Below are 13,447 nucleotides of genomic sequence, written 5' to 3'. Positions count from 1 at the left end.
TCAAGCCTTCCGCGTGCGCGTCGCGGAAAACACCCACCTCGCGGCCCTGCTTAGAGCCCGGCCAGGGACACCAGCGCGGCCAGCGCCGCCGTTTCGGCGCGCAGCACGCGCGTACCGAGGGTGATAGGAGCGAAGCCGCGGGCGATGGCTTGCTGTTCTTCGGTGCTGCTCAGGCCGCCCTCGGGGCCGCTCAGTACGGTCACGCCCTGGTCGTTCGGAGCTTGAAGTGTGTCGGCGAGGCTGCGTGTGCCCTCGGCAAGGCTCAGCACGAGGCGCACGGCCGAGGCTTCATTGGTCTCGAGCCAGCCCGTGAAGGACTGCACCGGATGGATCACCGGCACGCGGTTGCGTCCGCACTGCTCGCAGGCCGCGACCGCGATCGCCTCCCAGTGCGCCCGCTTCTTTTCGGCGCGCTCGCCCGACAGGCGCAGCACGCCGTGGGCGGTGGCCAGCGGCTGGATGCTCGCCACGCCGAGCTCGGTGGCTTTTTCGACCAGCCAATCCATGCGCTCGTTGGCCGGCATGCCGACCGCGAGGTGCACGGCGCGCGGCGCCTCGCGCTCCACCGGCAGGTGGTCGCCGACAGCCACGGCGACGTCGCTGCGGCCCATGCGCTCGACCGTGGCCTCGTACTCGCCGCCCGCGCCATCGAACAACGTGAGCGCATCGCCGGGCTGCATCCGCAGCACTTGCACATGGCGCGCGGCACCGGCCGGTAGCGCCAGGCTGGCGCCGGCGCTCAGCGGCACGGAACAGTGAAAACGCGGCATGCTATGAAATCAATAGCTGCGAGCGACCGTTGTACGGCCGTCACAGGGTGGTGCTTTTTCAGTTTTCCTTCAGACACGGCCGTATGCGAAGCCCGTGATGGCCGAAGTGCCCTCGATTTCGTCGATCACGCGCAGCAGCGGCGTCAGCTCCATGTAGCGGCTGGCGGTGGCACGGATGTAGGCAATGAAGCGCGGCGTGTCGGCCAGGTACTTGGGCTTGCCGTCGCGCAGCGTGAGGCGCGCGAAGATGCCGGCCACCTTCAGATGGCGCTGCAGACCCATCCACTCGACCGCCCGGTAGAAGGCGCCGAAGTCTTCGTCGACCGGCAGGCCGGCCTTGCGCGCAGCCGTCCAGTAGCGGATGGTGATGTCGAGCACGAACTCTTCGTCCCAACTCAGGAAGGCATCGCGCATCAGGCTGGCGATGTCGTAGGTGACGGGGCCGTACACGGCGTCCTGGAAGTCGAGCACGCCGAGCGCAGTGCCGTTGCCGATCATCAGGTTGCGCGGCATGAAGTCGCGGTGCACGTAGACGCTGGGCGATGCGAGGTTGCTGTCGACGATCAGCTTGAAGCTGCGATCGAGCCGCTCCTTCAACTTGCCTTCGACGGCGATGCCGCGGTGGCGGCCGATGTACCACTCGGGGAACAGCGCCAGTTCGCGCTCGAGCAGCGCCCGGTCGTAGGGTGGCAGCACGCCGGGTTTGGAGGCAAGCTGCCAGCGGATCAGCGCATCGATGGCCTGGTCGTAGAGCGGGCGGCTCGCGTCGGGCTGGGCCGGATCGATCACGTCCAGCATGGTCTGGCGGCCCAGGTCGTCGAGCAGGAGAAAGCCGTTCGGCTTGTCCCATTCGAGCACCGTGGGGGCGAGCACGCCGGCACCGGCCATCAGCTGCGCCACCTGGACGAAGGGGGCGCTGTTTTCCTTGTCCGGCGGCGCGTCCATCACGATGCGCGTGGGCGCGGCCGGGTCGGTGGTGTCGAGACGGAAGTAGCGGCGGAAGCTCGCGTCGACCGAGGCGAGCCGCACGGTGTCAGGCAGCAACCGGTGGGCGGGCGCGATGGCGGCCAGCCAGCCCCGGAACACTTCGGCCCGCTGCGGATCAGTCCAGAGGATGGTCTCGGCGGGGCTTGGGGCTAATGAGGCCGGAGGCGGGGATGCTGTCATGGATAATCGATTCTACAAATCCGCCTGGCGCGGCAATCCCCCTTGGCCGGCTTCCGGCCGATGCGGGTTGCTGCCGGCCCCTGCAACCCGCCGGCCTGCCGCGCCGTCCCCCGACGATTTTTCGTTCCGAACCGATGCCTACGACCCAAAGCCCTCACGCTTGGCACCTTGTGCGCTCGCTGCCCTTCCCGGGCGAGTCGACCGCTTTCCTCGGAACGGCCGGGCGGGAGGCCTGATGAACCGACGTCGTGTCGCCCCGCGGCGCTCGCGCCCGCCGCTACCGCTGGCCGTTCTGTCGCTGGCCCTGATGCATGCACACGGCGCCTCCGCGCAGACGGCCGGCAACTTCGACGCCCCGCTCACGCTGAAGCGCACGCCGCTGCTGACCGAAACCCTGACGCCCGCGGACCGAGGCCAGCTGCCCAGCATCGTCACCGGCGACCGCATCTCCGGCCGGCCCGACCTGGAAACCGTGGTCGAGGGCAACGCCACGCTGCGGCGCGGTGCGGTTTCCATTACCGCCGACCGGCTCGAGTACTACCAGCCCGACGACCGCGCCAAGGCCACCGGCAACGTGCGGGTCAACCAGGCCGGCAACGTGTACGAAGGCCCCGAGTTGCAGCTCAAGCTGGAGACCTTCGAGGGCTTCTTCAACAACGTGCGCTACCAGTTCCTCGTGAACGAAGCGCACGGCGAGGCCAAGCGCATCGACTTCGTCGACGCCAACGTGTCGATCGCCCGCGAAGCCACCTACACCACCTGCCGCCGCGAAGACTTCCCGGGCTGGATGCCGGCCTGGCTGCTGACAGCGACCACGATGACCACGGACACCGAGGAAAACGAGGGCGTGGCCAAGAATGCGCGGCTGAGCTTCATGGGCATCACCACGCCGCCCATTCCGAGCGTGAGCTTCCCGCTGTCGAACGAGCGCAAGAGCGGCCTGCTGCCGCCCACCATCGGCATCGACAACACCAACGGCATCGAGATCGCGCAGCCGTACTACTGGAACATCGCGCCCAACCGCGACGCCACGATCACGCCGACGATCATGAGCAAGCGCGGCATCAATTTCAGCAACGAGTTCCGCTACCTCGAGAAGGGATACAACGGAACGATCCGCTTCGACCTGATGGGCAGCGACCGCCTGATGGGCCAGCGTTACCCCACTCTCGGCGACACCAAGCGCTGGGGCGTGTGGGGCACGCATCACCAGGACTTCGATGCCAAGGCGCTGGGCCTCGACTCGCTGTCGGCCAACATCAGCATCAACCGGGTGAGCGACAACGACTACTGGCGCGACTTCACGCGCACGCCGTCGCTCGCGCAGCGCCAGCTGCCCAACGATGCATCGCTCAACTGGAGCAAGGGCGACTGGAGCGGCATCGTCCGCACGCTGAAGTACCAGAACCTGCAGTACGACCTGTCGCCGATCGTGCCGGCGTACGACAAGATGCCGCAGATCACGGCCAACTACAACAAGTACGACTGGCACGGCTTCGACGTTTCGCTGAACCTGGACTACACGCACTTCCGCGTGAACACGATCCTGCCGTCGCAGCTCGGCTACGACGCCACCCAGCAGTCGCAGCCCGACGGCGACCGCGCCATGGCCGTCGCCTCGATCAGCCGCCCGTTCATCACGCCGAGCTCGTTCGTCATTCCCAAGGTGATGCTGAACGCGGCCTCGTACAACTACTACCTGCCGCAGTCGTCCATTCCAACGGTCACGGTCAACGGCACCCAGTACGTCAACGGCCAGGTCTACAACCCAAGCTCGCTGTATTTCTTCCCGACTTCCAGCAACCGGGTGGTGCCGACCTTCAGCCTCGACAGCGGCCTGACCTTCGAGCGCGACGCCAACTACTTCGGACGCGCCTTCCGTCAGACGCTGGAGCCGCGCGCCTACTACGTCTACACGCCGTACCGCAACCAGAGCATGCTGCCGAACTACGATTCGGCGGCCAACGACTTCAGCTTTGCGACCATCTACACCGAGAACGCGTTCTCGGGCGGTGACCGCGTCTCGGACACCAATGCCCTCACGCTCGGCGTGACCTCGCGCCTGATCGATCCGGCCACCGGCGTCGAGGCCGCGCGCTTCGGCATCGCGCAGCGGCTGCGCTTCAGCGATCAGAAGGTCACGCTGCCCGGCGGCACGCCGGTGACCGACCGCGCGAGTGACCTGCTCGTGGGCGCCCAGATCAACTGGACGCCCAAGTGGAGCCTGGACACCCTCGTGCAGTACAACCCCGACACGCGCAAGTCGGAGCGTTCGGCAATCAGCGCGCGCTACAACCCCGAGCCGTATCACAACCTGAGCGCGGCCTTCCGCTACCAGGCGCCCAGCACCCCGACCGCGACCGACGGCAGCAAGTCGATCGACGTGGGCTGGCAATGGCCCATCAACGACCTGTGGGGCGACAAGGGCAAGAATCTCGGCCCCGGCAAGGGCCAGGGCGGCGGACGCTGGTATGCGGTCGGCCGGCTCAACTACAGCCTGCAGGACAAGAAACTCACGGACGGCGTGCTCGGCTTCGAGTACGACGGCTGCTGCTGGATCGGGCGCGTGGTGCTGCAGCGCATCACCACGGGCCAGGTGACGGCGAACACCCGCATCATGTTCCAGCTCGAATTCGTCGGCTTCTCCAGCATCGGCTCCAGCCCCATGCAGGCCCTGCGGCAGAACATCCAGCGCTACGAACCCCTGCGCCAACCGGGCGAAGCGCCAAGCCGCTTCACCAATTACGACTGAGACGACTGACTGAGCGACGCCATGAAATACATCCGTTCCATCATCACCCTGGGCTGCCTCGCGGCAGTGGCTGCAACGTCGGGTGCGCAGGGCTACCGCTCCGGCACCGGCATCACGGACATCATGCGCGCCGGACCGCGCCTGGGCCCGCCGGCCGCGCGGCCGTCGACGGCGCCTGCCGCGGCGCCCGTGCAGCGCTCGGCCGAGTTCATCGTTGCGCTGGTCAACTCGGAGCCCATCACCAACACGGACGTGCAGACGCGCGTGTCGCGGCTGATCAAAGAGAACCCGGACGCAGAGCGCGTTCCCCGCGGCGAGCTCACGCGGCTCGTGCTGGAGCGGCTGATCACGGAGCGTGCGCAGCTTCAGCTCGCGAAGGAAAACGGCATCAAGGTCGACGAAGTGGCCATCGACCAGGCCGAGCAGACCGTGGCACGCCAGAACGAGGTCAGCCTGGTCGAGCTGCGCCGCCGCGTGGCCACCGAAGGCATCGCGCAGCAGGACTTCCGCAACGACCTGCGCGACCAGCTGCTGCTCACGCGCCTGCGTGACCGCGAGGTCGAGTCGAAGGTCAAGATCAGCGACGTCGAGGCCGACGAATACCTGCGCGACCAGCGCAACACCTCCGTCAAGAACGTCGCGCTCGAGAACCTCAACCTCGCGCAGGTGCTGGTGGCCGTTCCCGAGAACGCCACCGACGCCCAGGTGGCCGCGGCACAGAAGAAGGCACAGGACCTCGCCCAGCGCGCCCGCGCCGGCGAAGACTTCGCCAAGCTGGTGCGCGAGAACTCCGATTCGCCCGACCGCGCCAACGGCGGCGCCATCGGTATGCGCAGTGCCGACCGCTATCCGTCGCTGTTCGTCGAGGCCACGCAATCGACCGCGGTGAACGGCATCGCCGGGCCCGTGCGCTCCAGCGCCGGCTTCCACGTGCTCAAGGTCATCGCCAAGGCCCAGATCGGTTCTGGCGACGCCACGGTCACGCAGACACAGGTGCGCCACATCCTGCTGCTCAACGACCCCAAGCGCACCACGGCGCAGGCGGTTGCGCAGCTGGCCGAATTCAAGCGCCGCGTGCAGGCCGGCACCGCCGACTTCGCCGGCCTCGCCCGCGACAACTCGCAGGACGGCAGCGCCAAGGACGGTGGCGACCTCGGCTGGTCGCGCCCAGGCCAGTTCGTGCCCGAATTCGAGGAAGCCATGGACCGGCTCACGCCGGGCCAGATCAGCGATCCCGTGGTGTCGCGCTTCGGCGTGCACCTGATCCAGGTGGTGGGCCGCCGCGATTCCAAGCTCAGCCAGTCGGAGCAGCGCGAAGCCGCGCGCGCTGCGCTGCGCGAACAGCGCGTAGAGGAGGCCTTCACCACCTGGGTGCAGGAAGTGCGCGCCCGCGCCTACGTCGAGTACCGCGACCCACCGCAATCCTGATTCGATGGCACACATCGCCAGGAAGCGGTTCGGGCAGCACTTTCTGTCCGACGGAGGGATCATCGATGCGATCGTGCGCGAGATCGCGCCGCAGCCCGGCGACGCCATGGTCGAGATCGGGCCGGGGCTCGCGGCGCTGACGCAGCCGCTGGTCGAGCGGCTGGGCCGCCTCACCGTGATCGAACTCGACCGCGATCTCGCCAAGCGCCTGCGCGAACATGCGCAACTCGACGTGATCGAGTCCGATGTGCTGAAGGTCGACTTCGCGGAGCTGGCCGCCAGGTTCCCGGCCAAGCCGCTGCGCGTGGTGGGCAACCTGCCCTACAACATCTCCACACCCATCCTGTTTCACCTGCTGGGTAGCGCCCATCTGGTCGCCGACCAGCACTTCATGCTGCAGAAAGAAGTGATCGACCGGATGGTGGCCAGGCCCGCCACCTCGGACTACAGCCGCCTGAGCGTGATGCTGCAGTGGCGCTACGAGATGCAGAACGTGCTGTTCGTGCCGCCCGAGAGCTTCGACCCGCCGCCGCGCGTGGACAGCGCCGTGGTGCGGATGGTGCCGCTGGCAACGCCGCCGGCGGTCGATGCTGCCCGTCTGGGCGAGATCGTGCAGGTTGCCTTCAGCCAGCGCCGCAAGCTGCTGCGGCACACGCTGGGCAAGTGGCTGCAGGAGCACGGCTTTGCTGGCGAATTCGATGTCCAGCGGCGGGCCGAGGAAGTGCCCGTCGACGAATACGTCGCGCTGGCCCAGGCCACCATCCCGTGAAACCCATGAAAGAAGCCCGTCTGCGACGGGCTTTTTAACGGAGGCTGCAAACGCCTAAGCCTGCTTGCTTATGCGGCGGCGAGCCAATAACCCGCGTTGAAGGGGCTGCTCATGCGCAGCGCCAGGGGCGACACGTCGACCAGTTTGTCGGTCGGCATTTTTTCGCCGGCCGGTTCGGTGGAGGCTGCCGCTGCGGTTGCGGTGGTGTTCACTTCGATGCCATCGAGGGTTTCAGCGTTCGGCTGAGCCTCGTTCGCCCGTTCTGCTTGGCTGGTAGATGCAGAACGGGCTACAGAAAAGAATAGAAGCACCGGAACGGGACCTTGCGGTCGCCCCAGTAGTCCGAGGCGTCGCGGAAGATGTCGAGCAGCTGCTCGCGCGCTTCCTTGTCGAACTTGGCGTTGGCCGGGATCTGCTCCAGCACGATGACGAAACCTGGCTGCGGGCCCGATTTATGCAACGGGTCTGTCATGCAGTCGTACAGCGCGTCGAAGTTCTTCCCGAAGTGGGCCGGGAACGTGAACTGCTGCGCGATCAGGTCGAGCACGTCCTGCTTGGTCTGGGCGTTGCCCAGGTTGGCGTACAGGAAGTGCTGGCCGGCCGCGTTGGCCGCGTCCTGCAGGTCGTTCACGCGGAACGCGCGGATCGATTGCACGATGTTCGGGCGTACGGCACGAAGGGATAAGGTCATCTCCGCTGGTCTTTCCATAGTCATCATCATTTCTTCGGGGCGCTTCGGGGCGCCGCTCAGGTCGTTTTCATCGCTCATGGCGCAATCCGTCTGAAACTCGCATAGTGGTCTGCGGTGTACCAGCAGGCCTCGGGCGTCGTGCGTTGTTCACCGCCGCAGACGATTCGTTGTGCACCACGGTTGCGCGAACCGGGCGTCGTAACCGTGTACTCGCGGTAGTGGCCGCGGCGTGCGGGTGGCAAAAGACGCTCGCGATTGCCGAACACCGTGCCGTCCTTGTCATACCGGAACGGACCGCCACTCAGGATGGCCTGGTAGGTTCGTTGGCCCTGCGCCGGCAATTCGGACAGTGCGATCGTTTCCTCGGTGGACGTTTTTCCGGCGCCGAACCATCCGCGGGCCTCGGCCCCCGTCGTCAACGCCACCAGCATCAGACTGGTGAGCGCAAACTTTGTGACAGAGGACGTGATCGAGGCGTAAGCCGCCATGGGGCACCACAAGAAAAGAGCGGGGGGTTCGAATCGGCGATCAACGTCGGGTTAACCCGCAAATTCAAGCCCGCGAGTGTGCACCACGCTGGCGAAAATAGCAAGCGACTGCTCAAAGTTTGAGCAGTCGCGAGGGGATCGAGTGGCGCTTTAAGTTGGCGGCCACTCTCGCCAAATGGCTTATCTCTCGGCGTTTGCGTCAGCCACTGTCAAGGCTGTCATGTTCACGATGCGCCGAACAGTCGCGCTCGCCGTGAGAATGTGCACAGGTTTGGCCGCACCAAGCAGAACCGGGCCGATCGCGATATTGCCGCCTGCCGCAGTCTTGAGCAGGTTGTAGGAAATATTGGCCGCGTCGATGTTCGGAAAAACCAACAGGTTGGCGTCACCCGCCAGCGCGCTGTGCGGCATGACGACCGCGCGCTGCTTGCTGTCCAGCGCCACGTCGCCGTGCATTTCACCGTCCACTTCCAGCCAGGGCGCCTGCACGCGCAGCAGGTCGAGCGTCTTGCGCATCTTGATGGCGCTGGGCTCGTTGCTGGTGCCGAAATTGGAGTGCGACAGCAGCGCCGCCTTCGGCTTCAGGCCGAAGCGCATCATTTCCTCGGCCGCCATGGTCGTGATTTCGGCCAGTTCTTCGGGCGAGGGGTCGTAGTTGACGTGCGTGTCGACCAGGAACACCTGGCGGTCGGGCAGCAGCAGGCCGTTCATGCAGGCGTACACCGGCACGTCTTGCGGCGTGCTCTCGCAGCCGCCGGGTCGCTTGCCGATCACCTGGTCGATGTAGTGCAGGTGGATCAGCGTGGTGCCCCAGGTGCCGCAGATCATGCCGTCCACCTCGTCCTTGTGCAGCAGCATGGCGCCGATCAGCGTGAGGCGGCGGCGCATCTCGATCTTGGCGGTCTGCACCGTCTGGCCCTTGCGCTCGGTCATGCGGTGGTAGGTCTGCCAGAAGTCGCGGTAGCGGTGGTCCTGCTCGACGTTGACGATGTCGTAGTCCAGCTCTTCCTTCAGGCGCAGGCCGAACTTCTCGATGCGCTGCGCGATGATGGCCGGGCGGCCGATCAGCGTCGGGCGCGCGATGCCCTCGTCCACCACGATCTGCGCGGCGCGCAGCACGCGTTCTTCCTCGCCTTCGCAGTACGCCACGCGCTTCTTCGAAGCGCGCCGGGCCGCTTCGAAGATCGGCTTCATCGTCGTGCCCGAGGCGTAGACGAAGTTCTGCAGCTTGTCGCGGTAGGCGTCCATGTCCTTGATCGGACGCAGCGCCACGCCGCTTTCCTCGGCCGCCTTGGCCACGGCCGGCGCGATCTTCATCATCAGGCGCGGGTCGAAGGGCTTCGGAATCAGGTATTCGGGGCCGAATGACAGCTTTTCACCGACGTATGCGGCGGCCACGCGCTCGCTCTGCTCGGCCTGCGCCAGATCGGCAATGGCATGCACCGCAGCGATTTCCATCTCGTCAGTGATCGTGGTCGCGCCCGAATCGAGTGCGCCGCGGAAGATGTACGGGAAGCACAGGACGTTGTTGACCTGGTTCGGGTAGTCGGTGCGGCCGGTGGCCATGATCACGTCGTCGCGCACCGCGTGGGCGTCTTCGGGCGAGATCTCGGGATTCGGGTTGGCCAGCGCGAAGATCACCGGCTTGGCCGCCATCTTCGCCACCATCTCGGGCTTGAGCACGCCACCGGCCGACAGGCCCAGGAACACGTCGGCACCGACGATTACCTCCGACAGCTTGCGCATGTCGGTCTTCTGCATGTACTGGCGCTTGTCGTCGTCCATCAGCTCTTCGCGGCCTTCGTAGACCACGCCGGCCAAGTCGGTCACGAACACGTTCTCGCGCCGCAGGCCGACCTTGAGCAGCAGGTTCAGGCAGGCCAGCGCCGCGGCGCCCGCGCCCGAAGTGACCAGCTTGACCTCGGCGATGTTCTTGCCGGCCACCTTCAGGCCGTTGACCATGGCGGCCGCCACGGTGATGGCCGTGCCGTGCTGGTCGTCGTGGAACACCGGGATCTTCATGCGCTTGCGCAGTTCGCGCTCCACGTAGAAGCAGTCCGGGGCCTTGATGTCTTCCAGGTTGATGGCGCCGAAGGTGGGTTCCAGCGAGGCGATGATCTCGACCAGCTTGACCGGGTCCTTCTCGTCGATCTCGATGTCGAACACGTCGACACCGGCGAACTTCTTGAACAGGACGCCCTTGCCTTCCATGACCGGCTTGGAGGCCAGCGGGCCGATGTCGCCCAGGCCGAGCACCGCGGTGCCGTTGCTGATCACGCCGACGAGGTTGCCGCGCGAGGTGTACTTGAAGGCGTTGGCCGGGTCCTTGACGATTTCCTCGCAGGGCGCGGCCACGCCGGGCGAGTAGGCCAGCGACAGGTCGCGCTGGTTGACCATCTGCTTGGTCGCCGCGATGGCGATCTTGCCGGGAACGGGAAACTCGTGGTACTCGAGGGCGGCACGTCGCAACTCGGCGCGTTTGTCTTCGGGCGTGGGAGTCGATGAGGTCGAGGGGGTCGAATCTGACATGTGCCGTAGCTCCTGGTGGCGCTTCTTCTGGGGGCGCCGATTGTAGACCTCGGTTCGTAAAGTCATACACCGCATGGCCGGTGCCAACCATGACCAAAAGCACGGGTGCGCTGTCAAGTCGCTGTGGCAATATGCACAGTTCGGATAAAACCTGAAAAAACCTGAAGAGGAGCAACCATGGCCCTGATGGATTTCATCAAGAAACAGTTCATCGACATCATCCAGTGGACCGAGACCGGCGATGGCACGCTGGCCTGGCGCTTCCCGATGGCGGAGATGGAAATCCAGAACGGCGCCTCGCTCACCGTTCGCGAGTCGCAGGTTGCCGTCTTCGTCAACGAAGGCAAAGTGGCCGACGTGTTTGGCCCCGGCATGTACAAGCTCACGACGCAGACGCTGCCCGTGCTCACGTACCTGAAGAATTGGGACAAGCTCTTCGAGTCCCCCTTCAAGAGCGACGTCTATTTCTTCAGCACTCGCCAGCAGGTCGACCAGAAGTGGGGCACGCCCCAGCCGATCACGATCCGCGACAAGGACTTCGGCGCCGTGCGCCTGCGCGCTTTCGGCAACTACTCCTTCCGCATCGGCGATGCCAAGGCCTTCCACACCGAGATTTCCGGCACGCGCGACATCTATTCCGTGGCCGACCTCGACGGCCAGTTGCGCGGCCTGGTGCTGCAGAACATCAGCAACGCCATCGCTTCCAGCGGCGTGCCCTTCCTCGACCTTGCGGCCAACCAGATCCAGTTTGCGCAGGCGCTTGCCGCGCAGCTCGTGCCCGAGTTCGAGAAGATCGGCATCAAGCTCGAGAACATCACGGTCCAGAACGTCTCGCTGCCCGAAGAGCTGCAGAAGATCCTCGACCAGAAGATCGGCATGGGCATGGTCGGCAACGACATGGGCAAGTTCATGCAGTACCAGACGGCGCAGGCCATTCCCAAGTTCGCCGAGGGCGCGGCTGGCGGTAGCGGCATCGCGGGCGACGCAATGGGCTTGGGCGCCGGCGTGGCGCTGGGCCAAGTGCTGGCACAGAACCTCGCGCAGGGCCTGAGCCCCAACGCGGCCGCGCAGGCCGCGGCGACGCAGCAGCAACCCGCCGTGGCCGTGGTGAGCGCCGCCGACGTGATGACCACGCTCGAAAAGCTGGGCGAACTCAAGACCAAGGGCATCCTCACCCAGGAGGAGTTCGACGCCAAGAAGGTCGAATTACTCAAGAAGCTCGTCTGACCTGGCGCTATGTTCCCGATAGCGCCTGACGCCTGTTCGACGGGCGTCAGAAGCCTCATTGGCTTGAAAAACTCGTGGCCGCCCGCGCCATGGCTGATGTGCCATGGCTGAGGAAACCGGCAACCAACGCTACTACCGAGCGCCCTGCCCTGGCTGCGGCGCACCGGTCGAATTCCGCTCGGCGCAGTCGACGCACGCGGTCTGCCCCTACTGCCAGAGCACCGTCGTGCGCCAGGGCGACACGCTCGCGCGCACCGGCAAGATGGCCGAGCTGTTCGACGACTTCAGCCCGCTGCAGTTGTTTGCCGCCGGCCGCATCCAGGACAAGCCCTTCACGCTGATCGGCCGGCTGCAATACACCTACCCCGGTGGCCGCTGGACCGAGTGGATCGCCGCGCTCGACGGCGACCGCACCGCGATCCTCAGCGAGGACAACGGCGCCTACGTCTTCGCGTTGCCCTTCGATCTGCAGCGCGCCGCGCCGCCCTGGAACGAGCTGCGCGTGGGTGCGACCACCGCCTTCGCCGGCCAGAGCTACACCGTCACCTCGAACGAGCAGGTGGCGCTGACCTCCGCGCAAGGCGAGCTGCCCCACCTGCCCGAGCTCGGCCGGCCGTTCGCGATGGTCGAGCTGCGCAACGACAAGGGGCTGGTGCTCAGCATCGACTACGGCACCGCGACGCCCAGCGCCTACCTCGGCCGCTCGGTGCAGCTCGAAGACCTGCAGCTCACCGGCCTGCGCGAGGAATCCGCCAAGGACGAAAAGGGCCGCAGCTTCAACTGCCCCAACTGCGGCTCGCCCGTCACCGTCAACCTGGCCGACAGCAAGAGCATTACCTGCGGCTCGTGCAACAGCATCATCGACCTGTCGCAAGGCATCGGCGGCGAGCTCAGGCACGCCACGCAGGACGAGCCCGTGCGCCCGCTCATCGCGCTCGGCAGCATGGGCCAGCTGCAGGGCGCGCAGTGGCAGGTGGTCGGCTTCCAGCACCGCATGGGCAGCGAGCCCGGCGACGACGAGCAGTTCGGCTGGGACGAGTACCTGCTCTACAACAAGAAGCGCGGCTTCAGCTTCCTGGTCGATGCGGAAGACGGCTGGAGCATGGTCAAGCCGACCACCGGCGCGCCGGTGATGGCCGAGAACGGCAGCACCGCCACCTACCTCAGCAAGCGCTACCAGCAGCAGTACGCCTACAACGCCGAAACCACCTACGTGGCGGGCGAGTTCTACTGGCAGGTCGAGCGCGGGCAGAAAACCTTCAACCGCGACTTTGCCAACGGCGGCGCGCTGCTGTCAATGGAGCGCTCGGCCAACGAGCTCACATGGTCGTCGGGCAGCAAGATCGACAGCGGCGCGGTGGCCACCGCCTTCAAGCTCGACACCAAGAAGGACATGTTCAAGCGCGCCGACGCGCTGCCCGTGAGCGCGGCCTCGGGGCTGGGCTGCGGCACCATCATCCTCATCATCGTCGTGATCATCATCATGCTGATCATCCTGAGCACCTGCTCGTCCCGCTGCGATCCCCGCGTCGAGAATTGTTCGTCGCGCAGCTCGGGCGGCTCGTATGGCGGCTATTCGAGTGGCGGCGGCCACAAATGACGGCGAAGATGCACGCGATGTCTGAC

General features: G+C 66.0%; 11 protein-coding genes. 5 read left to right on the top strand and 6 right to left on the bottom strand.

The annotated features are described in order from the left end of the window. Positions 1-50 precede the first annotated feature (50 nt). Positions 51-770, bottom strand: coding sequence for a 16S rRNA (uracil(1498)-N(3))-methyltransferase (locus tag ACSFBF_RS18980; protein WP_435469594.1), 720 nt, complete (start codon positions 768-770; stop codon positions 51-53). Between the two features lie 69 nt (positions 771-839). Then, the gene (locus ACSFBF_RS18975) at positions 840-1,937 is read right to left on the bottom strand and encodes an aminoglycoside phosphotransferase family protein (RefSeq protein WP_435469592.1); all 1,098 of its coding nucleotides are present in this window, start codon (positions 1,935-1,937) and stop codon (positions 840-842) included. Between the two features lie 235 nt (positions 1,938-2,172). On the opposite strand from ACSFBF_RS18975, the gene ACSFBF_RS18970 reads away from it, so the two are divergent. The 3 genes from ACSFBF_RS18970 to rsmA are packed head-to-tail and all read left to right on the top strand — an operon-like array spanning position 2,173 to position 6,886. Further along, positions 2,173-4,689, top strand: a complete 2,517-nt coding sequence (locus tag ACSFBF_RS18970) for an LPS-assembly protein LptD (RefSeq protein WP_435469590.1) — start codon at positions 2,173-2,175, stop codon at positions 4,687-4,689. 21 nt (positions 4,690-4,710) lie between these two features. Beyond that, entirely contained in the window at positions 4,711-6,117 is a 1,407-nt protein-coding gene (locus tag ACSFBF_RS18965; protein ID WP_435469588.1) for a peptidylprolyl isomerase, read from the top strand. 4 nt (positions 6,118-6,121) lie between these two features. Next, positions 6,122-6,886: a 16S rRNA (adenine(1518)-N(6)/adenine(1519)-N(6))-dimethyltransferase RsmA gene (gene rsmA / locus ACSFBF_RS18960; protein WP_435469586.1), complete on the top strand. Its 765-nt coding sequence runs from the start codon at positions 6,122-6,124 to the stop codon at positions 6,884-6,886. Between the two features lie 68 nt (positions 6,887-6,954). Here the strand turns inward: rsmA and ACSFBF_RS18955 are convergent, their stop codons facing one another. From ACSFBF_RS18955 to ACSFBF_RS18940, 4 genes are all read right to left on the bottom strand, one after another. Beyond that, on the bottom strand, positions 6,955-7,098 hold the full coding sequence (locus tag ACSFBF_RS18955) for a hypothetical protein (protein ID WP_176928788.1): 144 nt from the start codon (positions 7,096-7,098) through the stop codon (positions 6,955-6,957). Positions 7,099-7,175: 77 nt separating this feature from the next. Then, on the bottom strand, positions 7,176-7,601 hold the full coding sequence (locus ACSFBF_RS18950; RefSeq protein WP_086011111.1) for a barstar family protein: 426 nt from the start codon (positions 7,599-7,601) through the stop codon (positions 7,176-7,178). Positions 7,602-7,651: 50 nt separating this feature from the next. Beyond that, positions 7,652-8,065: a guanyl-specific ribonuclease gene (locus ACSFBF_RS18945; protein ID WP_093055030.1), complete on the bottom strand. Its 414-nt coding sequence runs from the start codon at positions 8,063-8,065 to the stop codon at positions 7,652-7,654. A 180-nt stretch (positions 8,066-8,245) separates the two neighbouring features. Continuing rightward, the gene (locus ACSFBF_RS18940) at positions 8,246-10,594 is read right to left on the bottom strand and encodes an NADP-dependent malic enzyme (RefSeq protein ID WP_435469583.1); all 2,349 of its coding nucleotides are present in this window, start codon (positions 10,592-10,594) and stop codon (positions 8,246-8,248) included. A gap of 177 nt (positions 10,595-10,771) precedes the next feature. Between ACSFBF_RS18940 and ACSFBF_RS18935 the strand changes: the two genes are divergently transcribed. Next, on the top strand, positions 10,772-11,821 hold the full coding sequence (locus ACSFBF_RS18935) for an SPFH domain-containing protein (protein WP_435469581.1): 1,050 nt from the start codon (positions 10,772-10,774) through the stop codon (positions 11,819-11,821). A 103-nt stretch (positions 11,822-11,924) separates the two neighbouring features. Next, positions 11,925-13,421, top strand: coding sequence for a DUF4178 domain-containing protein (locus ACSFBF_RS18930; protein ID WP_435469580.1), 1,497 nt, complete (start codon positions 11,925-11,927; stop codon positions 13,419-13,421). Positions 13,422-13,447: the final 26 nt, after the last annotated feature.

The sequence above is a fragment of the Variovorax nivicola genome (assembly GCF_051216475.1).
Lineage (GTDB): Bacteria > Pseudomonadota > Gammaproteobacteria > Burkholderiales > Burkholderiaceae_C > Variovorax.
Note: the sequence above shows the minus strand (reverse complement) of the source record. Positions and strands in the feature narration are given on the sequence as shown.

Excerpts from the sequence above, each read along its gene's own strand:
- ACSFBF_RS18930 (WP_435469580.1), top strand. The coding sequence starts at position 11,925 with ATGGCTGAGGAAACCGGCAACCAACGCTACTACCGAGCGCCCTGCCCT.
- ACSFBF_RS18970 (WP_435469590.1), top strand. The coding sequence starts at position 2,173 with ATGAACCGACGTCGTGTCGCCCCGCGGCGCTCGCGCCCGCCGCTACCG.
- ACSFBF_RS18935 (WP_435469581.1), top strand. The coding sequence starts at position 10,772 with ATGGCCCTGATGGATTTCATCAAGAAACAGTTCATCGACATCATCCAG.
- ACSFBF_RS18940 (WP_435469583.1), bottom strand. The coding sequence starts at position 10,594 with ATGTCAGATTCGACCCCCTCGACCTCATCGACTCCCACGCCCGAAGAC.
- ACSFBF_RS18950 (WP_086011111.1), bottom strand. The coding sequence starts at position 7,601 with ATGACTATGGAAAGACCAGCGGAGATGACCTTATCCCTTCGTGCCGTA.
- ACSFBF_RS18965 (WP_435469588.1), top strand. The coding sequence starts at position 4,711 with ATGAAATACATCCGTTCCATCATCACCCTGGGCTGCCTCGCGGCAGTG.
- ACSFBF_RS18945 (WP_093055030.1), bottom strand. The coding sequence starts at position 8,065 with ATGGCGGCTTACGCCTCGATCACGTCCTCTGTCACAAAGTTTGCGCTC.
- ACSFBF_RS18980 (WP_435469594.1), bottom strand. The coding sequence starts at position 770 with ATGCCGCGTTTTCACTGTTCCGTGCCGCTGAGCGCCGGCGCCAGCCTG.
- ACSFBF_RS18975 (WP_435469592.1), bottom strand. The coding sequence starts at position 1,937 with ATGACAGCATCCCCGCCTCCGGCCTCATTAGCCCCAAGCCCCGCCGAG.
- rsmA (WP_435469586.1), top strand. The coding sequence starts at position 6,122 with ATGGCACACATCGCCAGGAAGCGGTTCGGGCAGCACTTTCTGTCCGAC.